We start from the raw sequence: 25280 nt of genomic DNA, 5'->3' as shown, positions 1-25280 counted from the left end.
ATCGTTACGCACGAACGGGATGACGGACACCGGAGAGGCCCCGCGGGCGCGGCACCTCGGCGGAAACCCCGCCCGCCCGGATCAGGACGGCTCGGGGTGCCGGACGGCGGACACGCGCTCACGCAGGGCCGCCGAGACGGCGCGGACGGCGCGGACGGCGCGGACACCGGCCACGGCGGCGCCGATGACGGCCGCCTCGCAGACCAGGAGCGGCCGGACCCCGGTGCAGGCGCGCTCGATGACCTCGTCGGTGGAGTCCGCGTACATCAGGCCGCCACCGACATGGACCTGCGGCGAACGTAGCGTCGGGGCCCGTCTCGACTCGCCCCGCGACCGGTCGATGTCCGGTCCACGGAAGGGGCCGCGACCAGCGGAAAGGCGGGTCGCCGGCAAACTCCCCGAACTTTTTACCGAAACCATAGAGTCGCCTGGCTTCCCCATCCGTACTGCTGTGCGTCCGAACCGCTCGCCCCGCGAGCGGGATCCACTACCGGGCAGGAGGCACGGTGCCACTTTCGCGGAACGCGACGGGAACTCTCTTCGTGGGCGGGGCCATGGCGGTGACACTCATCGCACTGGCGTACCCGAGCATGCTCGGGGTGTCGACCGTCTCCAGCGACCAGTCACGCATCATCGCCAACACCCAGTGGGGACCCTTGACGGAGGGCGACCGGGACTTCGTGGTCAGGGTGCGCGCGGCGGGACTGTGGGAGTACCCGCTCGGTCAGATCGGGCTCCAGAAGGGCAGCAGCCCCGCGGTCAAGACGGCCAGCGAGCACCTGATCGACGGACACGCCGCGCTGGACGTCTCCTGCCGCAAGATCGCCCCCCTGCTGAACATCACGATCCCCAACGTGGCGAGCCCCCAGCAGGAGGGCTTCGTCACCCAGCTCAAGGCGGAGAGCGGCAAGCAGTTCGACACCGACTTCGCCAACATCCTGCGGATGACGCACGGATCGATCTTCAACTCCATCGCGAAGATCCGTTCCACCACCAAGAACTCCCTGGTGCGCGCGCTCGCCGACCAGGCCAACGACACCGTCCTGGACCACATCACGGTCATGGAGAAGACGGGCCTGGTCGACTTCGACACGACCCTCAACACGCAGACGAACCCGCCGAAGCTGCCGTCCGACCAGCTGACCCCGCCGAACCCGCCCGCCGGGCAGCCGCAGGTGGTGCTCACCGCGCCGCCGACCGAGACGTCCACCCCGCTGGACCTCAGCGGGCTGGGTGTCGGCTCCGCCCCCGCGCCCAGCCCCAGCCCGACGACGGGCTGAGCCCACGCCGGGCCACCGGGTCCGGCCCGTCCTAGGCCAGCCACACGGTGGTGTCCGGCGGCAGGGTCCTCGCGTCCGGGAGTGGGGCGCTGCTCAGCAGCGTCTCCCCGGGCGGCAGGGGTACCGGTTCGCCGCCGAGGTTGGTGACGCACCGCCAGCCGCGCGAGCGGGTGAACTGCAGGACACCGGCGGGTGCGTCCGGCGCCCAGGTCAGCGACTCGCTCTCGAGGAGCTTGCGGCGCAGTCGCAGGGCCCTGCGGTAGAGCTCCAGGGTGGAGCCCTCGACGCCGTCCTGGGCCTGGACCGCGTACGCGGCGAAGGCCGGCGGCTGGGGCAGCCAGGCGCCGGCGGCGCCGAAGCCGTACGAGGGGCCGCCGGTCGTCCACGGCAACGGCACCCGGCAGCCGTCGCGCCCCTTGCGGACGCGGCCGCTCTGTTCCCAGATCGGGTCCTGGAGGACCTCGGTGGGCAGGTCGGCCACCTCGGGCAGGCCGAGTTCCTCGCCCTGGTACAGGTAAGCGGATCCGGGCAGGGCCAGCATCAGCAGGGTCGCCGCCCGGGCCCGGCGCAGGCCCGCCGCCTCGTCGATCCGCGGTGCCCGGCCCCCGGAGAGCAGCCAGGCGTCGTCGTCCGTGCCGGGCGGGAGCATCAGGCGCGAGGTGTGGCGTACGACGTCGTGGTTGGACAGGACCCAGGTGGCCGAGGCCCCCGCCGCGCCGGCCGTGCGCAGCGAGCCGGTGATGACGCGGCGCAGCTCGTCCGCGTCCCAGCCGGCCAGCAGGTAGGCGAAGTTGAACGCCTGGCCCAGTTCGTCCGGGCGGGCGTACAGCGCGCGGCGGGCGTCCGGGACCCAGGCCTCGGCGACCGCCGTGCGGGGCGGGGTGTAGGCGTCGAAGATCTTGCGCCAGTCGCGGTAGATCTCGTGGACCTCGTCGCGGTCCCAGTAGGGATGGCTGCCGGGCGGTACGTGCGCCAGGGCCTCCTCGGTGGGCCCGAGATCGCCGAGTCCGGCGAGGTCACGGAGCGGTTCGGTGAGGTCCTTGGCCAGGCCGTGGGCGACGTCGACGCGGAAGCCGTCGACGCCCCGGTCGGACCAGAAGCGCAGTGTGGTGCGGAAGTCGGCGCGGACCTCCTCGTTGTCCCAGTTGAGGTCGGGCTGCTCGGCGGCGAACAGGTGGAGGTACCACTGGCCGTCCGGCACCCGCTGCCAGGCGCTGCCGCCGAACACCGACTGCCAGTCGGTGGGCGGGAGTTCGCCGCGCTCGCCCCGCCCGGCGCGGAAGACGTAGCGGTCCCGGGCGGCGGAGCCGGGACCGGCGCGCAGGGCCTCCTGGAACCAGGGGTGCACGTGCGAGGTGTGGTTGGGGACGAGGTCGACGACGACCTTCAGGCCCAGCCGGTGGGCCTCGGCGACCATGGCGTCGAAGTCGTCCAGCGTGCCGAGGCGGGGGTCGACGTCCCGGTGGTCGGCGACGTCGTAGCCGCCGTCGGCGAGTTCGGAGGGGTAGAAGGGGCTCAGCCACAGGGCGTCGACACCCAGCGCGGCCACATGGTGCAGCCGCTCGGCGATGCCCCGGATGTCACCGAGCCCGTCACCGTCGGCGTCGGCGAAGCTGCGGGGGTAGACCTGGTAGATGACGGCCTGGCGCCACCAGTCGGGGTTCCTGGACGAAAGGTCGGTCACATGGGCTCCCTGGTGAAGGACGACACCGGAAAGCCTGTCCACATTGCCGGGAACGCGAAACTACGCACTCTGCGGAGCAGAACACTCCTAGTGTGGCGAAGTGGTGATGATCCCTGAACTCGTCCTGCATCAGCGCAGGTTGACAGGGTTCCGCCGATCGTCCCACCATGTGCACACGCCGTGGCGCATGTGACCGATGGGCCCGGTGTTCCTCTGCCTTCCTCTGCTTTCCTCTGCCTGCCGCAGGCCGCTCCCGCTGCCTGACGCGCTCTCAGAACTCCTGATGGGATACACATGTCCATAGCGAGACGTGCCACCACGCGCCGCCTGCTGGGGACGGGCGCCGCGACGCTCGCCCTGTGCGCGGCCTCCGTCGCCGCCGCCTCCGCGGCCGCGGCCCATGACGCACCCGGCGGCGACGGCTGGAAGTCCGGCGGCACCTACCAGCCGGGCACGGGCGCGGGCACGGAGACCGGTACCGACCGCTGCCAGTTCTCGCTCGACGGCACCGGCTTCTACGACTCGGTGAAGGTCGACGACCAGAACCTCAGGCCCACCGACGACGGCAAGGTCCACATCAAGGTCCGCGCCGCCGGCGACGCCTCCACCTGCACCGCCTCGCTGGCCTCCTACCTCGCCCACGGCTCCTCCTTCGCCACCTCCGGCGAGCAGGTCCTCGTCGACTTCGACTCCGTGACCGTCAAGCCGGGCCAGACCGACTCCCTCGACATCGCGGTGCCCGACGCGGGCTGCTTCGCGCAGATCGACCTGTACCGGGGCGCGGTGAAGTTCGACGGCAAGCTCGACGCCAAGGACGGCTTCGACCACGGCGACCTGCCCAAGGGCCCGGACCACCCGGTCATCAAGGACAAGCTGATCGCGGCCTGGAACGGCGGCACGAAGGACTGCACCTCCACCGAGTCCGCCACGCCGACCCCCACCGCGCCGACCCCCACCGCGCCGGAGTCCGTGCCGCCCCAGCCGACCACCCCGGCCGAGGACACCGGCACCCCCACCCCGAGCGCCTCGGAGTCGACGTCCACCGGCACGCCGACCCCGTCCGCCTCGGAGCCGACCCCGGCCGCCTCGGAGCCGGCCCCGGCCGCGACGCCCGACGGCGGCGGCGGCGACCTCGCCGAGACCGGCGGCGGCAGCAGCTCCGGCATCATCGCCGGGGGCGCGGCGGTGCTCCTCGCGGGCGGCGCGGCCCTCGTCGTCGCGACGCGCCGGAAGCGGACCGCGCGCGGCTGACCCGCCCGGGACGGGCCGCGAGCGGCCCGTCCGCCCAGGGGGTGTCTGACGAATGAGCGGGGGAGAAGGAGCGGCGTCCGGCAGAAGGGCCCTGGACCCTGCGTCACCGGGTCACTCCCACAGGGCGGTACCGCGCGCCGCCACCCTCTCCCCGATCCGCCGCAGCAGGCCGGCGACGGGAAGGACCCCGGGACGCCGGCCGTCCCGCAGCCGTACGGCGGCCAGGCCCGCGCCGGCCGCCCGGGCCTCCTCGACCGCCTGGTCCAGGGTGCAGAAGATGTGGGCGTCGTTGAGCTGGATGGACCGCACCCGGGTCAGCCCGCCCAGCACCCCGGACGGCTCGGAGCGGTACATGGCACCCAACTCGGCTATCCGCAAGGGCAGTTCGCGGTAACTACGGGCACGGGAGCGGTAGATGAGCGCATGGTGGGGGCAGAGGCTGGGGCGCAGCACGACCTCTTCCGCCCCGAGCCGCATGGGCGGGAACATGTCGTCGCTGTAGTGGTCCCAGTGCCCGGACAGCTCGTACAGCTCCCGTTTGCCGAGGACGGGCGAGTACACGTGCCGGTACCCGGCCGCGCGCTCGGCCTCCCGGACGTATTCCTCCAGGGAGTGCCGTACGACGGCCCCGTCCGGGAGCCAGTACGGCAGCCCCGCGCCCATCAGCGGATCGGTGCCGAACAGTCCCAGCTCACGGCCGAGCCGGCGGTGGTCGTGCATGGCGGTCTCCTCACGGGTGGTGTGGTGACCGGGACGAGAACCGGGACGCGCACACGCCGAAGCCCCGGGGCACTCGCCCCGGGGCTTCGTGACTCGAGGTCACCTGTCAGCGCGCCGGGACGTACTCCGGCGTCGTCGTACGCGAGGGAGAGGACGGGGCGCGCTTCATGGGGGGGACGGTAACAAGGACGCGGGGCGGCGGGCGAGGCGTTATTCGCGCGGGCTCCCAGGCCCGGCGGCTGTGAGCGGGGGCCCGGGGCGGCAGCCCCCGGCAGCGGACGGACCGCCGGCGGCACCCCTCACCCGGACGGCCCGGACAGCTGGTGACCCGCCGGAGGCGATGGTGCCGTGGGTACATGCCCCGCCGCCCCACCGCCGCCGCCGTCGTCACCGCGGCCACGCTGCTCACCGCCTCCGCCTGCCTGGCCCGCGCGCCGGAGCAGGCCCGGGACCCGCTCGCCGCATCCGACCCGACCGACCCGAACGCCTCGAGCCCCCCGCCCGGGCTCACCGAGACGCAGGCCCGGGCCGCCCTGATCGGCGAGGCCGATCTCGGCGCGCCCTGGAAGCCGTCCGAAGGCGCGGCGACCTGGCGGGACGGGATGCTGAAGGCGACGACGAACGCCGCCCCCGACTGTCAGCGGCTGCTCGAGGCGCTGTACACCGAGGAGCTGCTCGGCCCGCCGTCGGGCAGCAGGGTCGTGGCCGCCCTGGACGACGGCGACGACCAGGCCCAGCTGCGGTACCAGATCGCCGCCCACCCCCCGGCGGACGTGGACCGCGTGCTGGCCTGGCTGCGGACGCTGCCGGGCACCTGCGGAGAGTTCCAGGCGACGACCACCCGGTCGGGCGTCGAGGCCGTCCAGGTCGCGGAACTGGCGCTGCCCACCGTCGGGGACGCCCGCCAGGGGCTGCGGGTGACGCTGACCGGCGAGACCGACATGGCCGGGAACACGCCCGTGCTCACCCTGGAGGTCGCCGCCGTACGGGTCGCGGACGAGACGATCGTGCTCACCGACGGCGCGCTCGGCGCCGTACCCCCGCAGGACAGCACCCGCCGGGCCCTCGACGTCGGCGCCCAGCGCCTGACCCAGATCCGCGACCAGGCCCGCGCCCAGGCCTGAGCAGGCCCGACCGAGCCCGGCCAGGGTTTTCCTAGCCGCGTTCCCCGTGGAACCGCTTGCGGCGTGCGACCACGTCGTGGGCCGCCTCCAGCACCGTGCGCCCGTGGGCGAAGGCGTGGCCGCGCAGGCGGGCCAGGGCCTCGTCCGCGTCGGTCCCCAGCTGGGCCATGACCATGCCGACGGCCTGCTGGATCTCGCTGTGCCCGGCGGTCAGGCCGCCGAGCCACCGGCCGTCCGGGCGGCCGGTCTCCTCCTCACCCCGGGGCAGCGACGTCAGCGCCGTGGTCAGCGCGCCCGCCAGCAGGCGCGCGGTGTGCAGGTCGGGGCCGGTCAGCTCGCCGGGATCGGTGCCGTACAGGTCGAACGTGCCCACGCACACCGCGGAGTCGCCGAGCGGCAGCGAATACGCCGCACGGACCCCCGCACCCGTCGCCTGCTGCGCGTACACCGGCCAGCGCCACCGGTCCGGCCCGGCCGCGAGATCACCGGCGAGCACCGCCGCGGTGGTCTCGGCGGCGCACGCGCACGGACCCTCGCCCAGCGTGGCCTCCATCTCCGCCAGGCCGGCCGCCGTGTCGTCGCTGGCCCCGACCAGCACGGGCAGTCCCGCGCTGCGCAGTGACACGCTCGCCCCGGCCACCGGCAGCAGTTCGACCGCGACCGCGCACAGCCGCCCCGGCGCCTCCTCGGGCCTCACCCCCCGCACCGCCTCGACCAGGGCCTGTGCCGGGTCCACCCGGTGCGGTGCCGCGCTCGCGGTGCCGCTCGCGCGGCGCCGCCCGTCCCGGGCGCCGCCGGAACCGCCGCCGGAACCGCCACCGAAACCACCGAGACGCGCGCCGTCGTCCCTGGGCCGCACCCTCACCGCCTCCTTCAGCCCCGGCCGGGCCGTCGTCCAAGGCTTCCGTGCAGGTCACCCAGGCCGGGAGCACTGCCGACTACCCGTGGCAAGGGGGGTGAAACCGTCACAGCGGAGGCTGCGCGGGAGCGGGCCCGAGAGTGGTGGTGCCGGGGGCCGTACGGTGTCCCAGTCCCGTCCGGTAGGCGTCCAGGGCTGCCTCCACCCGCCCGGTCCGGCGCAGCAGGTCGCCGAGCAGCCGGCACAGGTCGGCGAGGTCACCGGCGGCGCCCGCCCGCTCCAGCAGGCTCAGCGCGCGCACGTAGTGCTCCTCGGCCACCTCCGTGTCCCGGGCGTCCTCGGCGATGATTCCGAGCAGGCGGTGCGCGGCCGCCGCGTGCACGGCTCCCCGCTCCGAGGAGAGGTCCCCGAGCACCCCGTGCAGCAGCCCGGCGGCCTCCTCCGACCTGCCGCGCCGGTGCAGGACGTCGGCGAGCTCGACGGCGGCCTGGCTGCTGTAGAGGGCGGCCCGGGTGGCGGAGAGCATGGTGAGCGCCTCGCGCAACTCCTGCTCGGCGCGCTCCAGTTCACCGTCCTGGGCGTACACGTACCCGCGCATCCAGTGGCAGTTGGCGAGTTCGGTGCGCAGCTGGAGCCGGCGGTAGAGCTCGGCCGCCTTGGCCAGCGAGGCGTCGGCCTCGGCGACCCGGCCCTCGGCGAGCAGGGTACGGGCGACGGAGCGGTGCATCCGGGCGAGCAGCGCCGGGTCCTCGACCTGCGGCGCGAGGGCGAGGGCGAACTCGGCGGCCTGGGCGGCGCGGGCGTGGGCGCCCATGTCCATGTACGGGCCGATGACGCTGGCGTAGAGCAGCAGAAGAGCGTCCGGGTCGTGCAGCCCGCCGCGATTGAGCTCGTCGACGGCCGTCTCCAACAGGTAGACGGCGTAGCGGAGTTCACCGGCGAGGTAGTGCGCGACGGCGCGGCCGCGCAGGGCGGGCACCCGCACCGGGAGCGGCCGGCCGGCCAGCTCCTCCTCGGCGCGCTCGAAGTACTGCCTGGCCTCCACCAGGTCCCCGGTGTCGAGGGCGCACTCCCCGAGCCCGAGCAGCGCGGTGGCCCGTTCGCGGACGAGCCCGTGCGTCTCCGCCTCGGCGAACAGGGCGGCGTACTGCGCGGCCGCCTCCTCGGCCTCGCCGGTCGCCAGGGTCCGCTGCGCCTCGGTGAGCCGCAGCCGCAGGGCGGTGGCCAGGTGCGGGGAACGCCCGGCGGCCAGCTCCTCGAAGGTGACGCCGAGCCGCCCCGCGATGTGCCGCAACGCCTCGTCGGAGGCCCGTACCCGGCCCGCCTCGAGCGTCGAGACGTAGGCGGGGGTGTAGGCGGGCTCGGCCAGCTGTTTTTGCGTCAGGCCCCGTGCCGCCCGCAGCTGTTGCACCCGCCGCCCGATCGTCTCCGGATCGTCACGCTCCTGTACCTCCAACTCCCCCTCCACCCCTTGCCGTTCGGCTTTGCCGACCCCTAGGTTAAGCGTCGCATTAAACCTGCTTAATACGCTGCTGTTGTTGCGAGGTTGCCGTGCTGGGACGCTCATCCGCACGCTACGGACGCCCCACCGCACGGTACGCCAGGGGCGTCGCCGCGGCCGTGGTCGCCGTCGTCACCCTCGTCACGGCGGCGCACGCGGGCCCGGCCCGGGCCGCGGACGACACCCCCGCATCACCCTCGGTCCAGCACGCACCACGCGGCTAGAGCCCCCTCGGGGCCCGGCCGGACCCCGGTGCCGTCCGGACGTGACGTGCCGACCCTCTGATGGCCACTCAGCTGGTCTTTCCGGCGGCTCCCAGGCGTCTTGCTGCCGAAGGAGTGACGATATATCAGATTATCACCTTGAAAGCCTAACTGATCCTCAAGTTGCCTTTTTCTGAGGGTATTTCACAGTCTCCTCGACCAGCCGGGAAGCCGCCCGGCGTCCCCCGTTCGGAGTCCTGTGAGCAGCCCGTCGATTTGCCCGATATGACAGCCATGGTGGCGGTTAGTACGTTCAATCACGTGCCGGCTGTCCCGTTGCCGGCCACTCCCAGACAGGAGAAGTCGCATGCTGAAGACCCGCTCCACCGCTGTCACCGCGGGCATCGTGGCCGCCACCGCCCTGGTCGCGGGCGGCATCACGTACGCCTCGGCCGCCTCCGGGCCGGTCGCCGAGGCGCCGGCCGTCCAGCGGGCGGAAGCCGCCCAGGCGCCCGTCCTCGGCACCGGCACCGGTGCCGACCCCGGAGCCGGCGGAAAGGGCAACGAGGGCGTCGCCAACGTGGGCGGCTTCGTGGGCAACGTCGGGGGCAACGGAGGAGGCGGCGGCTACCAGGGCAAGGGCAACGAGGGCCGCCACGAGAACCGCGACCGCGACCACGAGGACGAGGGCCGCATCGAGATCAACGAGCGGACCTACTCCGCCCGCCCCGGCAACTGCATCACCGTGCTCCTCCTGGGCGGCGCCACGAGCCTGAACATCCGCAACGAGAGCCGCAGCACCGTCGAGGTGTACAACGGAGTGGTCTGCGACAACGGTGCTCCCCTCACCACGGTCGGACCCCACAGCTCCAGCTACGGCGTAGTGCCCGCCACGGGCGCGTTCGCCAGCTTCCGCGTGATCCGCAACGACCGCGACCACGGCTGGAACTGACCCCGATGCCTGATGGGGAGTCCCCGGCCCGCCGCAATCGGGCCGGGGTACCCGTCCAGGCGCCCCACCTGGGGCTCTCCGCTCCGGGCGGGAGCCCAGTCCTGACCATTGTCCGACACCTCGCACGTCGTGCACGCCCTGTCAGCGCCGGACAGGGCGTGCACGGCACGGCCGCCCGGGCGGCCGTCCCGCCGTTCCGGCGGCCTCCGCCCCCTGACTCCCCCCGCGGCGCCAGCCGTTGGCCCCTTCCCGCGCGACGGCCGCCGACCCGTTCCCCGGCGTCGGGGAACACCCGGACGGGTGACGGACGAGGGCCTACCCTGACCCACAGCCCGCACTTCGCACCCGATCTGTCCACGGTCGCGCCGGGGGTCCGGACCCTGGTGGCCGGGGCCCGCTCCCAGTTGTCAGTGGCATGACGTAGCCTTCAACCACTTCGCCACACGGCCACACTCGGCTCACAGGGGACACACATCTGCCGTGGTCCGTGGCGCTCATTCTTCATTCGTTCCGGGGGGTTCGAATCAGCGTGCGTATGCGCACTCTCACGGCCGCCACCACCCTGGCGGTCCTCTTCAGCTCGGCGGCGCTCGCCGCCACTCCGGCATCCGCCGACTCCAGCAGGATCCTGCCGGTCAAGCAGACCGGTGACATCGTTGTGGACGGCGTCCACCAGCAGGTCTTCGTCAGCGACCCGAGCAACGGCAAGATCGTCGTCACGGACTACGCCGGCAACGTCGTCAAGCAGCTCACCACCAACCTCTCCGGCGTCTTCGGCCTGGAGCTGTCCGCCGACTCCGGCACGCTCTACGCGGCCGTGCGGGACCTGGACGCCATCGCCGTCATCGACACCGCGACCGACACCGAGTCCACCCGCTACCCGGTGGGCGACAAGCCGCTGAGCGTCGCCCTCGCCGGCGGCAAGCTGTGGTTCGGCTACGGCGGCGACGCGGCCGGCAACCTCGGCTCCGTCGACCTCACGGGCGAACAGCACGAGGTCACCCTGGACCAGGACGGCAGCTGGTACTCGGCGCCGGTCCTGGACGCGGCGCCCGGCTCGGACACCCTGGTCGCGGGCCAGCTGGGCATGAGCCCGGCCGAGGTCGCCTCCTACGACGTCTCGTCGGGCACCGCGGCGAAGCTGGCCAGCACCCGGGAGGCCGGCAGCAACCTCGGCGACCTCCAGGTCACCCCCGACGGCAAGGACGTCGTGGTGGCCAGCGGGGCGCCGTACTACCACCAGGTGTTCAAGACCGCCGACCTCGACGAGGACGGCAAGTACGTGAGCACGGCCTACCCGAACTCCGTCGCCGTCGCGCCGAACGGCACGGTGGCCGGCGGCAGCTTCGCCTGGTACGACCCGGACGTCTTCGTCTTCAAGCCGGGCAGCAGCGAGGCGGTCCGCACCTACGACTTCCCCAACACCGGCAGCTCCAGCGGTGCGGACACCCTCGCCGCCGCCGGCCTGGCCTGGGCGCCGGACGGCTCGCGGCTGTTCGCGGTGACCTACAACAGTGAGGGCGTGTACTCGCTGCGCGAGTTCGACGCCCCCACCAAGGCGGCCACCACCGTCACCGTGGACGCCCCGGCCACGGCCACCCGCGCCAAGAAGCTGACCGTCAAGGGCACGGTCACCTCCAAGGCCGCGCTGCCCACGGGCGCCAAGGTCACCGTCACCCGCACCGACCTGGACTCCCCCGGCGGCAAGGCCCTCACCCCGGTGACGGTCAAGGCCGACGGCACCTACTCCTTCACCGACACCCCGCCGGCCGGCGGCAAGGTGAAGTACACGGTGGCGTACGCGGGCGACGACGACCACACCGCCGGGAAGGCCTCCGACACCGTCGACGTCTCCCGCGCCAAGCCGACGCTGAGCATCAACAACAACGGCAAGGTGTACTCGTACGGCAAGGACGTGAAGTTCACGGCCCACCTCGGTACGACGTACAAGAACCGCACGGTCGAGATCTGGGCCGACCCGTTCGGCTCCGACAAGCCCAACAAGCTGGTGAAGTCGGGGAAGGTCAACTCCGACGGCAACCTGTCGGTCGTCCTGGACCTGAAGCGGGACACCAAGGTCACCGCCAAGTTCGCCGGCGACGCCCGCTACCAGCCGCGGTCGGTGACCAGCACGGTCGGCGCCAAGGTGAGCGTGTCCACCTCGGTCAGCCGCCACTACAAGACGAAGAGCACGTGGGGCCACACGTACTACTTCTTCCACAAGTCCAAGAACCCGCTGGTCACGACGGAGATGCCGTACTACCCGGGCCGGCAGCAGAAGTTCGAGTTCCAGGTGTACTACCAGGGCACCTGGTACGCCGGTGACTCCGAGTACTTCGGCATGGGCTCCGACGGCGTCTCCCAGGTGGAGATCACCGGCAACCACAGCGAGGACATCGGCTGGCGCTTCCGGGTCCGCTCCTCGTACATCAACGGTTCCTCGGGTGACACCGTGAACTCCACCACGCACGGCGCGTGGAAGTACCTCACGTTCACCAGCTGAACCAGCTCAACCAGCCGAGGCTCAGCCCTGGGTCTGGAGCTGCCGCAGGTGCTGCTGGACATGGTCCAGCGCGCCCTGTGTGCGCCCCGGCACCCTGAGCCGCAACTCCGCGAGCGCGGGCCCGAGTTCACGGGCCCGCGCCGTGTCGTCGATGCGCCCCCACTGGTGGTGGGCGCGGTCCACGGCCGCCTCCACCGCGGGCGCCTCGGGCGGCTGCCCGGCGGCCAGCCGGGCCGAGGCCACGGTCAGCCAGGTACGGCAGCTGCGCGCCGGGTCGCCCGCGAACATCGCGAGGTCCGCGCGCACCTCCGCCCAGTGCAGCGCGTCCTCGGAAGCCGGCCCGTACGCGCGCACGGCGGCCTCCTCGTGGCGCGCGGCGAGCGCGTCGGCATCGGCGTGCCGCCCGGCCCGGACGGCGGCACTGATCTCGGCATGCGGGTCGGCGGCCCCGTGCCGCCCGGAGGAGGCCAGCACCAGGTCCCGGTGGGCGCCCTCGTCGGCGATCCGGGCCAGCGCCTGCTCGTGCAACCGCTCCAGCGGGGGACGCGAACCGCTGCGCAGCAGGGTCGCCACCGCCTTCATGTAGGACGGCGAGGCCACCTGGCGGCGGGACGGCGGCGGCGCGATCCGGCCGAAGACGGCGTTGTTCCGGCCGGAGTCCAGCGGGGTGCCGTGCAGGTGCTCCCAGGTCTCGGCGTCCGCGTGCAGGTCGACGACCAGGGTGGTCGCGCCGGAGGGGCGCAGCCGCAGCTCCTCGCGGACCCAGTGCCAGGGCAGGGCCGTGTAGCGGACGGTCGCCGGGGTGGTGCGGGCCAGCGCCAGGTGGGGCAGGCGCTGGCGGCGGTCGAGCTGGAGCTGCCCGGTGACGAAGACGGTCAGCGGACCGGGGGCGGCCGCGGCGGCGCGCAGCCGGGTGAGCACGGCCTGCGGGTCGAGCGGGTCGGCGAGTTCGACCACGTTCGCGGTGTCGGTGCCGGACAGCACGGCAGGGGCGACGGCCGCCAGCACGGGGAGCACGGAGGCCGCGTCCACCAGGCGCCCCTTGCCCATCGGCGAGGCCGCGAGCAGCAGCACGGTTCCGGGCATCGTCCCCCCTTGATCGGCCGGCGCGTTGATCGGTCAGAGCAGCACCGTAACCGCTGCGGCCGCGAAGGTGGGTGTCAGGCCGTGAAACGTCCGCCCGGCCAGGTCCCCTCGACGCGCCGTACCGCGAAGATCGTGGTGTCGTCCGCCAGGCGGCCGCCGCTGTGCCGCAGCACACCCTCGCGGACCAGGCGGACCAGTCTGCGGGGCCGGGCGGCGTCCGGGTCGGCGGCGGTGGCGCGGGCGACCTCGCCGACGAGGTCGTAGAAGACGCCGTGGCCGTCGCGGGCCTCGGTCACGCCGTCCGTGGTGAGCAGCAGGGTCTCGCCGGGGCCGAAGGGCACCCGGGCGGCGAGCGGCGGGCCCGCGGCGGGCATCAGTCCACCGAGGCCCAGCGGGAGCCGGTCACGGGCCGGCAGGGGGCGTACGCCGCCCGGGCCGACCGCGAGCGCGGGTTCGTGGCCGAAGCCGACGACCTCGACCGTGCCGTCGTCCACCACGGGGAAGCCGATCAGCACGGCGGTGGCGAACCGGTCGCCGTCGTCACGGCCCAGGGCGGTGGTGAGGTAGCGGTGCCGGCCCATGCGCACCTCGAGGCGGGCGGCGACGGTCGCCAGATCGGACTCGTGGTAGCCGACCTCCCGGAACGTGCCGAGCAGCGCGGCCGCCGCCTCCACCGCGCCCAGCCCCTTGCCCTGCACGTCACCGAGGAGGACACGGGTGCCGTGCGGGCCGATCTGGATGTCGTAGAAGTCGCCGCCGACGCGGGCGACGGTGTCGGCGGCCAGGTAGGCGGCGGCGTGCTCCAGGCCGCCCCAGCCCGGGGGCAGCGGGCGCAGCACGGTGCGGCGGGTGGTCTCGGCGATGTCCTGCATGTGCAGCATGTGCCGCTCGCCGCGCAGCCGGAGCGCGCAGGCCAGCGTGGCGAGGATGCCGCCGAGGGCGACGAGGACGAAGTCGGGCCAGCCCACGTTGTACTGGTGGAACCAGCGGCTGTCCACGAGCGCGTAGCCGACGGCCGCGAGAACACCGAACACAGCTGTGGTCCACAGCCCGCACAGCGCGGCGGCGATCCCGGGCACCAGGATGATCCAGGAGCTGATCCGGAAGTACGTGGGGGAGTTGACGTCGATCAGCATGATGCCGACGAGCAGCAGCAGCGGCACCACCCAGCCGACGCTCCGCCCACGGATCTCCAGGAGCTGCCGTCGGCGCAGGTCCTCGCGGTCGCCCACGGTGATCAGTGCGGACCGCCCTTCATGTCCTCAGCGAAGCACGGGAGCGGCCGGGCCGCATCCGGGGGACCCGGGCTCCCCGCCGACTTGCCAGGGCACTCCCCGGGGGTGTGCCCTGTAAGGCAGGGGCGAGGGGAGAGAGAGGAGAGCTCTCATGGCTCATGCGGCACCCACGTCACGCGAAGTGGCCCGGTACGGCGGCCCGCCCGACGTCTTCGGCGCGCGGACCCACGCGACGGCCAGGTGGGCGGTCCCCCTGGCGCTCGCCCTGGTGTACGGGTACTGGGCCGCCGCCAACACCCGCTACGGCGGCCCCATCACCGGCTGGAACGTCCTGTTCGGCTTCGTGACCGCGATCGTGTTCTTCGTCCTGTACCTGGGCGTGCAGGCCGTCGGCCCGCACGTGCGGCGCGAGGTGCACGCCTTCCTCTGGGCGGCCCTGTGGGGCAGCGCGACCGGTTTCCTGTTCAGCCTGAGCGGCCGCGGCCACACCGTCCTGGCGTCCACGGTCCTGGCCCTGGCGGTCGCCGCGCCCGTGTTCATGGCGGTGTTCTACCGCTATTACACCCACGAGGACGCCGCCGGGCACCGGATCAGGTGACCCGGGCGGGACCCCGGCCGCACGGGGTCCCTCGAACGCACCCGTCCGGCTCGCGCGTCCCGGTTTCCGGCCGTGTCCTGGGAGGGTGTCCCCCCGTGCGAGGAGTGCCCTCTCGGCCGTCCTGATCACCCTGTCGTGCCTGCTCGTCCCCGTCGGCGCGCTGGGGAGCTGGGTGGCGTACGGACTCGCCGACACGGGCCGGTACGTCACCGCCGTGGCGCCGCTCGCCGGCGACCCGGACGTACGGGACGCCATCGCGGACACGGCGGCGGACAGCATCCTGCGCGAGGCCGGCGTGGGCGGAGCGCTGCGCGGCACCGTACGCCCCTTCGTCCGCGACGCGGTGCGCTCCTTCACCCGGACCCGCGCCTTCCGCCTGGCCTGGGACGCCGGCAACCGGGCCGCCCACGACGCCGTGCTGCGGGCGCTGCGCGACGACCGCGCCGTGCCCGACCGGCCGGTCACCGTCGATCTCGCCCCCGTCACCGCACAGGTCAAACGGCAGCTCACCCACGACCACGTGCCGCTGGCCGCCCACATCCCGGTCGCGCACACCGCGGTGCCCGTCCTCCCGGCCCGGGAGCTGGGCCGGCTCCGAAAGGGGTTCCACGTGCTCGAAGTCGCCGGTTTCTGGCTGCCCGTCGCGGCCGTCGTCTTCGCCGCCGCCGGGATCGTCCTCGCCGTCCACCGCCGCCGCGCGGTCACCGCCGCCGCCCTCGGCACCGCCCTGGGCGGCGCCCTGCTCGCCCTCGCCCTCACCGTCGGCCGCCGCCTCACCCTCGCCGACCTGCCCGACGACGTCTCCCCGCCGGCGGCGGGCGCCGTCTACGACGCCCTCACCGAAACCCTGCGCACGGTCGCCTGGCTGCTGCTCGTCTGCGGTCTGACGGTGGCCCTGGCCGCCCGGCTCACCCGCCGCCTGCGCCTTTCGAGGACCTCACCCCAGCCGCCACCCCCGCCGGAGTCCGCGGCGCCCACACCGCCCCCGCCTCCGGCACCGACACGAGCCCGGGTCTGACGGCACCCGGCGGGACAGCGGTCTTCCGCCGCGGCGGCCGTCCGGCGGGACAGCGGTCTTCCGCCGCGACGGCCGTCCGGCGGCCGTCGCGGCGGCGGGATACCGGAGGCCGGCCACAACTCCCCCTGCTCGGCTGGCCCGTCGCTAGGGTCGCCGGCATGACCTCCTTCCTCGCGTACGCGGACGAAGGTCCCGAAGTTCCGCACGGGCTCCCCCTCGTCCCCGTCCACGGCCACCCCTTCGACCGCACCATGTGGGCCCCGCAGCTCGAGGCCTTCTCCGCCTCCCGCCGAGTGATCGCCCCCGACCTGCGCGGCTACGGCGCCTCCCCCGTCGTCCCCGGCACCACCCCGCTCGCCCGGTCCGCGCAGGACGTCGCCGAGCTGCTGGACGACCTGCGGGTGGCGTCCTTCGTGCTCGCCGGGCTGTCCATGGGCGGGCAGATCGTCAGGGACTGCTACCGGCAGTTCCCCGAGCGGATACGGGGCCTGGTCCTCGCCGACACCTTCCCGGCGGCGGAGAGACCCTCCACCAGCGGGAACGACCATCGAGGCGGCCGGGCGGGCCCGGCCATAATGGGCGCATGGCACGCGAGTTCCCGATCGGCCTCACCCCTCCAGACTGGCTGGTCCGGAACCTCCAGCCCCAGCAGGCACCCGTCAACCGGCCCGCCGTGGCCCGCGCCGCCGTCGCCATGGCGACACCCCTGGCCGTCGGACTCGCGACCGGACACGTCGCCTACGGCGCCCTCGCCTCCATGGGAGCCCTGTCCGGCGTCATCGGCGACACCGCCGACGCCTACCGCATGCGGATCCTCAACATCGCGGTCCCCCAGCTCTTCGGCGCGGTGGGCGTGACCCTGGGGGCGCTGGTGTACGGCCGGGGCTGGCTCGCGGTCGCCGCGGTCACCGTCGTCGCGCTGCTCTCCGGGATGATCTCGACCATCGGCGCGGTGGCCTCCGTGTCCGGCCTGCTGCTGCTCCTGGACTCCGTGATCGGAGCGGGCCTGCCCCTGCCCGGCCCCTGGTGGCTGGCCCCCGCCCTGATGACCGGCGGCGGCCTGCTCGTCCTGCTGCTCGCCCTGCTGGCATGGCCGCTGCGGTCCGGGGTGCCCGAGCGGACGGCGGTGGCGGACACCTACCGGACCGTGGCGGAACTGCTGACGGTGTCCGCCACCGCCGACACGAAGGCGTACGACGCCGCCCGCCGCACCGTCACCCAGTCCCTGAACCAGTCGTACGACCTGATCCTCGGCCGCCGCGCCCGTCACCACGGCCGCAGCCGCGAACTGACCCGCCTGCTCGCCCAGTTGAACGCCATCACCCCGGTCGTGGAGGCGGCACCCGCCGCCCACCAGGCGGGCAGGCCACTGCCGCCCGAGGTCCCGGAAACGGTCCGCCACCTGGCCCAGGCGGTCGAAACCGGCTACACCGGCCCGATAGGGCTGTCCGCCCTGTCCGTCCCCACCACCGAGACGGCCCGGGCCGTCGACCACGCCCTGCGTCACGCGGCCGAGGTCGTCACCTCCCCCGACGTCGACCCGCGCGGCATCGACGACCGCCTCGGCCGCCCGGCCGCCCTCGGCATCCGCACCGCCCGCGCCGCCCGCAACGTCGTCCTCTCCGCGGGCTCCTGGCGCTACGGCCTGCGCCTCGCCCTGTGCATCGGCATCGCCCAGGCCCTGGTCTCGATCATCCCGGTGCCCCGCTCCTACTGGGTCGCCCTGACCATCACCTTCGTCCTCAAGCCGGACTTCGGCTCGGTCTTCTCCCGGGCGCTGCTGCGCGCGCTCGGCACGGTGGCCGGCCTGGTCGTCGCGGCGGCGGTACTGGCGGTGGTGCCCAGGGGCTGGTGGGACGTACTGGTCATGCTGCTCCTGGCCGCCCTGATCCCGGCGCTCACCCCCCGGGGCTACGGCTACCAGACGGCGGCGATCACCCCGGTGATCCTGCTCCTCTCGGACCTCCTCAACCACCAGGGCACGGCCCTGCTCCTGCCTCGCCTGGTGGACTCCCTGCTCGGCTGCGCGATCGCCCTGACCGCCGGCTACCTCCTGTGGCCGGAGAGCTGGCACACGCGCGTGGGCGACCGGCTGGCCAACGCGGTCGCGGACACGGCCCGCTACGTGGAGAGGGCGTTCGGCGAAGCCCCGGAGACGACGGCGGATCCGGCCTCCCGGGCCCGCATGCGCCGCCGCCTCTACCGTGATCTCTCCGTCATCCGTACGGAGTTCCAGCGCGCCCTGACCGAACCCCCGCCCACCGGCCGCCGGGCCGCGGCCTGGTGGCCGCTGGTCGTCGCCGTGGAACGCATCGTCGACGCCACGACGGCGGCCCGGGTCCGTGTGGGCCACGGTGCGGCCCCGCCGTCCTCGGCCGAAGTCGCCCAGGTGGCCCTGCAGTTGAGGGAACTCTCGGACGGCGTCCGGCACGCCGAGTCCCTGATCGCCGTCCGCACCGATCTCACCGGCCCGGCCGGCAGCGTCCTCGAACCCCTGCGCCAGGAAGTCGCGGCGGCCAGGGCCATCGCCTCCCCGCGCTGACCCCGCCCAAGATCCCCGGCGAGTGCCGCTAACCTTACGTGTCCGTCCTGGCCAGGGATTGACGGGCTTACCTCAGTGAAGGGTTGCGCACATGGGCATTCTCACTCTCCTGCGGAACGCGTTCGGCCGGTCACGCAAGGGGCGTGCCGCCGAAGCAGAGGGTGCGGACAGCACGCCTTCGCCGGAACCGACCGTCCCGTCCTCCTCCCCGGAACCCCAGCCCACGGCCACGCCGCAGGTCCCGGAGCCCCGCCGGGCCTCCCACGAGGAGGAGGACCGGGAGCACGACCTGGTCGCGGCGGCCTTCGACAAAGTGGCGGTACCCCGCCCCGCACAGCCCGCTGACGCGGCCGAACCCGCGGCCGAACCGGCGGCCGAGGTAGAGGTCGAGGTCGAGGGCCAACCCGCGATCAAGATCGAACTGGAACCACTGCCGACACCGACCCCCGAGCCCGAACCCGCCACGGAGCCGAAGCCCGAGACGGAGACCCCTGCGGAGACCGAGCCCGCGGCCGAGGCCCAGCCCGAGGCTGAGACCGCTGCGGAAACCGAGCCCGAGGCGGAGACCGAGGCTGCCACGGCGACCGAGCCCGAGGCGGGGACCGCTGCGGAAACCGAGCCCGTGGCCGAGGCGGAGCCCGAGCCTGCGGCCGAGGTGACCCCGGAGCCGGAGCCCAAGCCGGAGGCAGAGGCGGAGCCCGAGCCCACCCCGGAAGCGGAGCCCAAGCCGGAGGTCGAGGCCGTCGCGGAGTCCGACACGGACACCGCCCCCGAGCCCGAGGCGGAGCCGACCACCGAAACCGCCCCGGAACCCGAGGCCGTCGCGGAGCCGGAGCCGGAGACCGCCCCCGAGCCCGAGGCTGAGGCGGAGCCCACTGCCGAAGCCACTCCCGAGGCGGAGCCGACCGCCGAAGCCACTCCCGAGCCCGAGCCCGAAGCCGCGGCCCAGCCCGAAGCCGCAGTCCAGCCCGAGCCGGAGGCCATCGCGGAGCCCGAGGCCGAGGCCGAGGCCGTCGCGGAGCCCGAGGCGGAGACCGAGCCCGTGGGCGAGGCGACCCCGGAGCCGATCACGGAACCGGAGCCCGCGCCGCAGGCAGAGGCACCGCAGACGGACGAGCCGACGGCCGCCGACGGCGAGGACGCCCCACAGGGGCCACCCGCACCCGACGACGAAAGCAGCACGGGTGGTGCGGGTGGGAACGAACCGGCCGAAGGCGAAGCCGAGGCCACCCCCCAGCCGGCCGCCGAGCCCGCCACCCCCCTCACCCACGTGGAGACCCACGCCCCCGGCCTGCTCACCGCCTACCACGCGGCCACCGCGGCCCTCGGCAAGAGCGCCGGCACCCGAGCGAAGCTCTACCTCGTCCTCGACCGCTCCGCGAGCATGCGCCCGTACTACAAGGACGGCTCCGCCCAGGCCCTCGCCGAGCAGACCCTCGCCCTCGCCGCGCACGTCGACCCCGAGGCCACGCTCCCGGTCGTCTTCTTCTCCACGGAAGTGGACGGCACCGGCGAGCTCACCCTCACCGAGCACGAGAACAAGATCGACGATCTGCACGCAGGGCTCGGGCGCATGGGCCGCACCAGCTACCACGCCGCCGTCGAAGCCGTACTCGCCCTGCACGACAAGACCGCCGACCCCACCGCCCCCGCCCTGGTGGTCTTCCAGACGGACGGCGCCCCGGATGCGAAGACCCCCGCCACCCAGTCCCTCACCGAGGCCGCGAAGACCCACCCCGGCGTGTTCTTCTCCTTCGTCGCCTTCGGCGAGCACGACAACAAGGCGTTCGACTACCTCCGCAAGCTGAAGACCGACAACGCGTCCTTCTTCCACGCGGGCCCGACCCCGCGCGAGCTCACGGACACGGAGCTCTACGAGGGCGTACTGGCGAACTGGCGCCCGTAACGACCTGCGCACCCTCCGTTCCCGCTCCGCATCGGGTCACCACCTCGATCGCCGTCCGCTTCCACTCCGTAAAACGGGAAGCGGGCGGCGTGGTCGTGTCGGCTACGATTTCAAGGTTCGCAGACGAGTGGGACGGCTCGAAGAACGACCGCCCGTCACCCCACGTACCGACCCTGGAGCAGCCCGCGATGGCTCGACACCTCATCACCAGCGCCCTTCCGTACATCAACGGGATCAAGCACCTGGGCAACATGGTGGGGTCCATGCTCCCGGCGGACGTGTACTCCCGGTACCTCCGCCAGCGCGGCCACGACGTCCTGTACATCTGCGCCACCGACGAGCACGGCACCCCCGCCGAGCTGGCCGCCAAGGAGCAGGGCCTGCCGGTCGACGAGTTCTGTGCCCAGGCGCACGACGCCCAGAAGGCGGTCTACGACGGCTTCGCCCTGGCCTTCGACCACTTCGGCCGCAGCTCCTCCCCGGAGAACGTGGAGATCACGCAGCACTTCGCCCGCAAGCTGAACGAGAACGGCTTCATCGAAGAACGCGCGATCCGCCAGGTCTACTCGCCCGCCGACGGTCGCTTCCTCCCGGATCGCTACGTCGAGGGCACCTGCCCGCACTGCGGCTACGACAAGGCCCGCGGCGACCAGTGCGAGAACTGCACCCGCGTCCTGGACCCGACGGACCTGATCAACCCGCGTTCGGCGATCTCCGGCTCCACGGACCTGGAGGTCCGCGAGACCAAGCACCTTTTCCTCCTGCAGTCGAGGCTGCAGCACGAGGTGGAGGAGTGGGTCGCGGCCCACGAGGAGGAATGGCCGCAGTTGGCGGCGTCCATCGCCCGCAAGTGGCTGACCGAGGGCCTGCACGACCGCGCGATCACCCGGGACCTGGACTGGGGCATCCCGGTCCCGGCCGACACCTGGCCCGAGCTGGCGGCCGAGGGCAAGGTCTTCTACGTCTGGTTCGACGCCCCGATCGAGTACATCGGCGCGACGAAGGAGTGGGCCGCCGCCACCGGCGGCGACTGGAAGTCGTGGTGGTACGACGTCGACGCGGAGGTCCGTTACACGGAGTTCATGGCGAAGGACAACGTCCCCTTCCACACGGTGATGTTCCCGGCGACCGAGCTGGGCGTCCGCGAGCCGTGGAAGAAGGTCGACTACGTCAAGGCCTTCAACTGGCTGACGTACTACGGCGGTAAGTTCTCCACCTCCCAAAAGCGCGGTGTCTTCACCGACCACGCTCTGGAGATCCTGCCCGCCGACTACTGGCGCTACTTCCTGATGGCCAACGCCCCCGAGTCGGACGACTCGTCCTTCACCTGGGAACACTTCACCGCCACGGTCAACAAGGACCTCGCCGACACCCTCGGCAACTTCGTCAACCGGGTGCTCTCCTTCTCCCGCAAGCGCTTCGGCGAGGAGGTGCCCGCGGGCGCCGAGCCGGGTGAGGCGGAGCGCAAGCTCGGCGAGGAGATCGCCCGTCTCCTCGCCGATTACGAGGAGCACATGGAGGCCCTGCAGTTCCGCAAGGCCTCCGCCGCCCTGCGCGCCCTGTGGTCGGCCGGCAACTCCTACCTGGAGGAGAAGGCCCCCTGGCTGGAGATCAAGACCGACCGGGAAGGCGCTGCCCTCACCCTGCGCACGGCGATGAACCTGATCCACCTGTACGCGGTGGTCTCCGAGCCCTTCATCCCGGCGACGTCCAAGGTGATGCGCGAGGCGTTCTCCCTGGCCGACGACACCGCGACCTGGGTCACTCCGGAGGAGGCGAAGTCGCTCTCCTCCGTACCGGCCGGCACCCCCTTCACCGTGCCCCCGGTCCTGTTCGCCAAGCTGACGGACGAGGACCTGGCGGCGTACAAGGAGCGGTTCGGCGGCACCGAGGGCTGACCTCCCGGTACGCGGGCCGGCGGGGCAATGGGAAGACATGGGCCAGAGGAGGCACACGAAGCCGCAGGTCGCATGATGTGCGGGTGGCCCATGTCCTCCCCTCGCAGTCCGCGCGAGGACACCCGGGCCCGGCGCACCTTCGAGCCGGAGCCCGTAGCCGAGGCCCGGGGCGACACCGAGCCTGAGCCGGTGGCCGCCCAGGCCGACGCCCTGCGACAGGACGTCGAGGCCGAGGACGGCCACCGCCGAGCCCGCCATCCCCCTCACCCCGGACCCACGTCCCCAGCCTGGTCCCCGCCTACAAGGCAGACACAACCGGGCCCGACAGCGCACCTCGTGATCGTCGAGATTGCTCCCATGGTCACATCGACACACGAGGCCTCACACCGCATCTTCCAGGAGCATCCCGAGGTCCTCGCCCCCGTCTTCAAGGCACTGGGCCTGCCGCCTCCGGCGAAATCGATCATCGAGGCGATGTCCCCGGACGCCACGGAAATCCGTCCCCTGGAACGCCGTGTGGACACCGTCCTGAAGGTCGAGCCGTCCGACGGCGACCGGTTCATGGTCGCCGTCGAGAAACAGACCGAACCGGTCCCGGGCAAAGGAATCAGCTGGGCGTACTACGTCGCCCACCTGCATGCGAAGTTCGGACTCCCGGTGCTGCTGGTCGCGGTCTGCCACAGCAAGCGGACCGCGAAGTGGGCGGCAGGGCCGTTCGAAAGCCGCGTCGGCCCCTGGGCCACCCAGGTGACGCGCCCGTTCGTCCTGGGTCCCCACAACGTTCCGGAGATCACCGACGTGTCGATGGTCACCGAGAATCCGGCGCTGGCGACGATCTCCGCCATCGTGCACTGCGAGAGCGAGAACCACCCCGCCATACTGAACATGCTGGCCGACGGAATCCGGTTCTTCGACAAGGCCACAGCGAAATACTGGTGTGAGTTCGTGGAAATCGGCCTGGAGGACACTCCGGCCAGGGAGACATGGAAAGGGCTTCAGAAAATGATCGCCACCTACTTCCCCGGCCGGGGAACCCTCTTCGAGCAGACGTACCTGGAGGGCGAGGCCAAGGGCGAGGCCAAGGCCATCCTTCGCTTCCTCGAAGCACGGGGCGTCTCCGTCCCCGAGGAGGCCCGGGACCGCATCGCCGACTGCACCGACCTCGACCTCCTCAACCGCTGGCTGGACCGGACGCCCCACGTGGAGAGCGTCGACGAGTTGTTCGCAGAAGAGCCGGAGGTCTCCGAGGCCACGTCCGACGGGCCCCTCACATGAATCGGCGGCTGCTGGTCGACCAAATGAGCCCCGAGCTCCAAGAGAAGGTGAGGAGTCGCCACCTGACCACCGCCTTCTGCATGGTCATCGGGGTGCCTCCCGAGGAGGCGATCGCCGACCAGAACGCACATCTGAACGAAATCAGCCGGCGCGATTCTCTGTCCCTCGACGACGTCACCTTGCTGCGCGCCTTGGCGGGTGACTGGACCGATGAGTACAGGATGGCGTGGAGGGCCGGCTTCGCGGAGGGGCGGGCCACGGCAGTCCTGCGGACCCTGCAGAGGCGAGGCATCGAGGTCACCGCCAACACCTGGGAACGCATCACCGCCTGCACCGACCTGGCGGTCCTCGCCCGCTGGATGGACTTGGCCTTCGCTGTCAGGAACGCCGAAGAACTGTTCACCACGCAGCCGGGCCACGCCCAGCCGACCTCTCCCTGAACCGCCACCACCAGTTGCCTCACGGGCCCTGGCCAAACGCTACGACAGTGTGCCCCGCTGCTGGTGACATCCAGACTCGGGGCGCGCTGTTGGGGCGTCAGCCTTCCACGGCGTAGGGCACGAAGTCCGCCCAGGCCCGGGGTGTGAGTGCCAGGCGGGGGCCTTCGACGTTCTTGGAGTCGCGGATGTGCACCGTGCCGGGGGTGAGAGCAAGCTCGACGCAGGAATCACCTTCATTGCCATCGCTGTAGCTGCTCTTGAACCACGCCAGTTCGGAGGCTTCCCCGGCGGAGGCTTTGCGGATCATGTGTCTCCCAGCAGTTGCTCGATGAAGGCCAGTGACTCCCGTGGCGGGAGAGCCTGCGCCCGGATGGTTCCATAGCGCAGTTCCAGGATGCGTAGCTGCCTCGGATCAGAGGTCGGACGCCCGTTGAAGGCACCATCGGCGCGCCCCATCGCTGTGCCGTCCTCGAACTTCAGCAGCTCGATCCTGCCATCCAGGCCCGGATGGACCTCGCAGTGCGTCGGCATCACCTGGAGGGTGACATTTCGCAACTGGCCCACCTCCAGCAGATGTTCGAGCTGCCGTCGCCAGACCATTGTGCCCCCGAGAGGGCGGCGCAGCGGCGCCTCCTCCAGGACGAAGCTGAGGACGGGAGCCGGCTGCTTGCTGAAGACAGACTGCCTGGCCACTCGAGCAGCCACCATTCGCTCCACCTCGTCCTCGGAGTAGGGAGGCTGACGCGACTCGAACGCCGCCCTGGCGTGCTCCGATGTCTGCAAGAGGCCGCTGATGCTGTGGCACACGTACAGCCCGATCTCCACAGCCCGCGCCTCAACCTGGGCCAGCTCCCGAACCGTCTTCGGATACCGGACCTTCTTCACATCCTCCCAAGCCGCCGCAATCAGCCCACCCGCCCCCAACACCTCGTCGGCCTTGTCCAGGTACTCCTGCCGGGGAATCCGCTTCCCGCCCTCGACCTTGTAGACCAGGTCTTCCCCGTACCCGACCGCCACCGCGAAGTCGGCGACCCGCATCCCCACGGACTCCCGTCGCAGCCTCAACTGCCTTCCCACCGTGGCGAGAACGGCCACGCCCCACTCGTCGTCCGGGTCCACCTCCCACCCCGGCTCGTCCGCCTCGGTCCGGAGCCGCACCGCCTCGCCGTCCACCGACATACCGCACCCCTCTGTCGTACCGCCGT

The 25280-nt window shown here is 72.5% G+C and carries 21 protein-coding genes and 2 pseudogenes; 14 read left to right on the top strand and 9 right to left on the bottom strand.

From position 1 onward, the window contains the following. Positions 1–81: 81 nt before the first annotated feature. A complete protein-coding gene (locus ABZX30_RS07045) occupies positions 82–267 on the bottom strand; it encodes a hypothetical protein (RefSeq protein ID WP_355929818.1) in 186 nt (61 codons plus the stop codon). Between the two features lie 275 nt (positions 268–542). Here ABZX30_RS07045 and ABZX30_RS07040 point away from each other — a divergent pair, with 275 nt between their 5' ends. Further along, positions 543–1280, top strand: a complete 738-nt coding sequence (locus ABZX30_RS07040) for a DUF4142 domain-containing protein (RefSeq protein ID WP_355929893.1) — start codon at positions 543–545, stop codon at positions 1278–1280. 31 nt (positions 1281–1311) lie between these two features. Here ABZX30_RS07040 and ABZX30_RS07035 read toward each other — a convergent pair whose 3' ends face one another. Next, a complete protein-coding gene (locus ABZX30_RS07035; protein WP_355929816.1) occupies positions 1312–2964 on the bottom strand; it encodes an alpha-amylase family glycosyl hydrolase in 1653 nt (550 codons plus the stop codon). A 294-nt stretch (positions 2965–3258) separates the two neighbouring features. On the opposite strand from ABZX30_RS07035, the gene ABZX30_RS07030 reads away from it, so the two are divergent. Further along, positions 3259–4215, top strand: coding sequence for an LAETG motif-containing sortase-dependent surface protein (locus ABZX30_RS07030; protein WP_355929814.1), 957 nt, complete (start codon positions 3259–3261; stop codon positions 4213–4215). A gap of 234 nt (positions 4216–4449) precedes the next feature. Here the strand turns inward: ABZX30_RS07030 and ABZX30_RS07025 are convergent. Beyond that, a pseudogene (locus ABZX30_RS07025) lies at positions 4450–4935 on the bottom strand (aminoacyl--tRNA ligase-related protein); the annotation flags it as partial. Between the two features lie 356 nt (positions 4936–5291). Here ABZX30_RS07025 and ABZX30_RS07020 point away from each other — a divergent pair. After that, complete coding sequence (locus ABZX30_RS07020; protein WP_355929812.1) at positions 5292–6059, top strand: hypothetical protein; 768 nt, start codon at positions 5292–5294, stop codon at positions 6057–6059. Positions 6060–6090: 31 nt separating this feature from the next. Here ABZX30_RS07020 and ABZX30_RS07015 read toward each other — a convergent pair whose 3' ends face one another. Then, on the bottom strand, positions 6091–6795 hold the full coding sequence (locus ABZX30_RS07015; protein ID WP_355929891.1) for a GAF and ANTAR domain-containing protein: 705 nt from the start codon (positions 6793–6795) through the stop codon (positions 6091–6093). Between the two features lie 229 nt (positions 6796–7024). Next, positions 7025–8374: a helix-turn-helix transcriptional regulator gene (locus ABZX30_RS07010; protein WP_355929809.1), complete on the bottom strand. Its 1350-nt coding sequence runs from the start codon at positions 8372–8374 to the stop codon at positions 7025–7027. Positions 8375–8469: 95 nt separating this feature from the next. Between ABZX30_RS07010 and ABZX30_RS07005 the strand changes: the two genes are divergently transcribed. From ABZX30_RS07005 to ABZX30_RS06995, 3 genes are all read left to right on the top strand, one after another. Further along, on the top strand, positions 8470–8643 hold the full coding sequence (locus ABZX30_RS07005) for a hypothetical protein (RefSeq protein ID WP_355929808.1): 174 nt from the start codon (positions 8470–8472) through the stop codon (positions 8641–8643). 346 nt (positions 8644–8989) lie between these two features. Beyond that, positions 8990–9574: a hypothetical protein gene (locus ABZX30_RS07000; RefSeq protein ID WP_355929806.1), complete on the top strand. Its 585-nt coding sequence runs from the start codon at positions 8990–8992 to the stop codon at positions 9572–9574. Between the two features lie 535 nt (positions 9575–10109). Further along, positions 10110–12077: an Ig-like domain repeat protein gene (locus ABZX30_RS06995; protein ID WP_355929803.1), complete on the top strand. Its 1968-nt coding sequence runs from the start codon at positions 10110–10112 to the stop codon at positions 12075–12077. A gap of 21 nt (positions 12078–12098) precedes the next feature. Here the strand turns inward: ABZX30_RS06995 and ABZX30_RS06990 are convergent, their stop codons facing one another. Both ABZX30_RS06990 and ABZX30_RS06985 read right to left on the bottom strand, forming a co-directional pair. Continuing rightward, entirely contained in the window at positions 12099–13163 is a 1065-nt protein-coding gene (locus ABZX30_RS06990) for a hypothetical protein (protein WP_355929801.1), read from the bottom strand. Between the two features lie 74 nt (positions 13164–13237). After that, positions 13238–14395 carry a PP2C family protein-serine/threonine phosphatase gene (locus ABZX30_RS06985; RefSeq protein WP_355929798.1) on the bottom strand — a complete coding sequence of 386 codons (1158 nt, stop codon included), beginning with the start codon at positions 14393–14395 and terminating at the stop codon, positions 13238–13240. A gap of 154 nt (positions 14396–14549) precedes the next feature. On the opposite strand from ABZX30_RS06985, the gene ABZX30_RS06980 reads away from it, so the two are divergent. The 8 genes and pseudogenes from ABZX30_RS06980 to ABZX30_RS06945 all read left to right on the top strand — a co-directional run bounded on the left by ABZX30_RS06980 (position 14550) and on the right by ABZX30_RS06945 (position 24075). After that, the gene (locus ABZX30_RS06980; protein ID WP_355929796.1) at positions 14550–14996 is read left to right on the top strand and encodes a hypothetical protein; all 447 of its coding nucleotides are present in this window, start codon (positions 14550–14552) and stop codon (positions 14994–14996) included. Positions 14997–15081: 85 nt separating this feature from the next. After that, positions 15082–16014 carry a hypothetical protein gene (locus ABZX30_RS06975; protein ID WP_355929793.1) on the top strand — a complete coding sequence of 311 codons (933 nt, stop codon included), beginning with the start codon at positions 15082–15084 and terminating at the stop codon, positions 16012–16014. A gap of 158 nt (positions 16015–16172) precedes the next feature. Then, positions 16173–16541 (top strand): annotated as a pseudogene (locus ABZX30_RS06970) (alpha/beta hydrolase); the annotation flags it as partial. Between the two features lie 56 nt (positions 16542–16597). Beyond that, a complete protein-coding gene (locus ABZX30_RS06965; RefSeq protein ID WP_355929791.1) occupies positions 16598–18556 on the top strand; it encodes an FUSC family protein in 1959 nt (652 codons plus the stop codon). Between the two features lie 91 nt (positions 18557–18647). Further along, entirely contained in the window at positions 18648–20462 is a 1815-nt protein-coding gene (locus ABZX30_RS06960) for a VWA domain-containing protein (protein ID WP_355929788.1), read from the top strand. A 188-nt stretch (positions 20463–20650) separates the two neighbouring features. Beyond that, positions 20651–22360 carry a methionine--tRNA ligase gene (gene metG, locus ABZX30_RS06955; protein ID WP_355929786.1) on the top strand — a complete coding sequence of 570 codons (1710 nt, stop codon included), beginning with the start codon at positions 20651–20653 and terminating at the stop codon, positions 22358–22360. Between the two features lie 357 nt (positions 22361–22717). Next, entirely contained in the window at positions 22718–23635 is a 918-nt protein-coding gene (locus ABZX30_RS06950) for a hypothetical protein (protein WP_355929785.1), read from the top strand. A gap of 80 nt (positions 23636–23715) precedes the next feature. Next, positions 23716–24075, top strand: a complete 360-nt coding sequence (locus ABZX30_RS06945; protein ID WP_355929782.1) for a hypothetical protein — start codon at positions 23716–23718, stop codon at positions 24073–24075. A gap of 97 nt (positions 24076–24172) precedes the next feature. Here ABZX30_RS06945 and ABZX30_RS06940 read toward each other — a convergent pair whose 3' ends face one another. Further along, positions 24173–24382 carry a DUF397 domain-containing protein gene (locus ABZX30_RS06940; protein ID WP_355929779.1) on the bottom strand — a complete coding sequence of 70 codons (210 nt, stop codon included), beginning with the start codon at positions 24380–24382 and terminating at the stop codon, positions 24173–24175. Next, positions 24379–25254 (bottom strand): helix-turn-helix transcriptional regulator, encoded by an 876-nt coding sequence (locus ABZX30_RS06935; RefSeq protein ID WP_355929777.1) that lies wholly within the window; start codon positions 25252–25254, stop codon positions 24379–24381. The genes ABZX30_RS06940 and ABZX30_RS06935 overlap by 4 nt, the downstream gene beginning before the upstream one ends. Between the last annotated feature and the right edge of the window lie 26 nt (positions 25255–25280).

Origin of the sequence: Streptomyces sp. NPDC004542, assembly GCF_040610035.1 — a bacterium.
In the GTDB taxonomy this organism is placed as follows: domain Bacteria; phylum Actinomycetota; class Actinomycetes; order Streptomycetales; family Streptomycetaceae; genus Streptomyces.
Note: the sequence above shows the minus strand (reverse complement) of the source record. Positions and strands in the feature narration are given on the sequence as shown.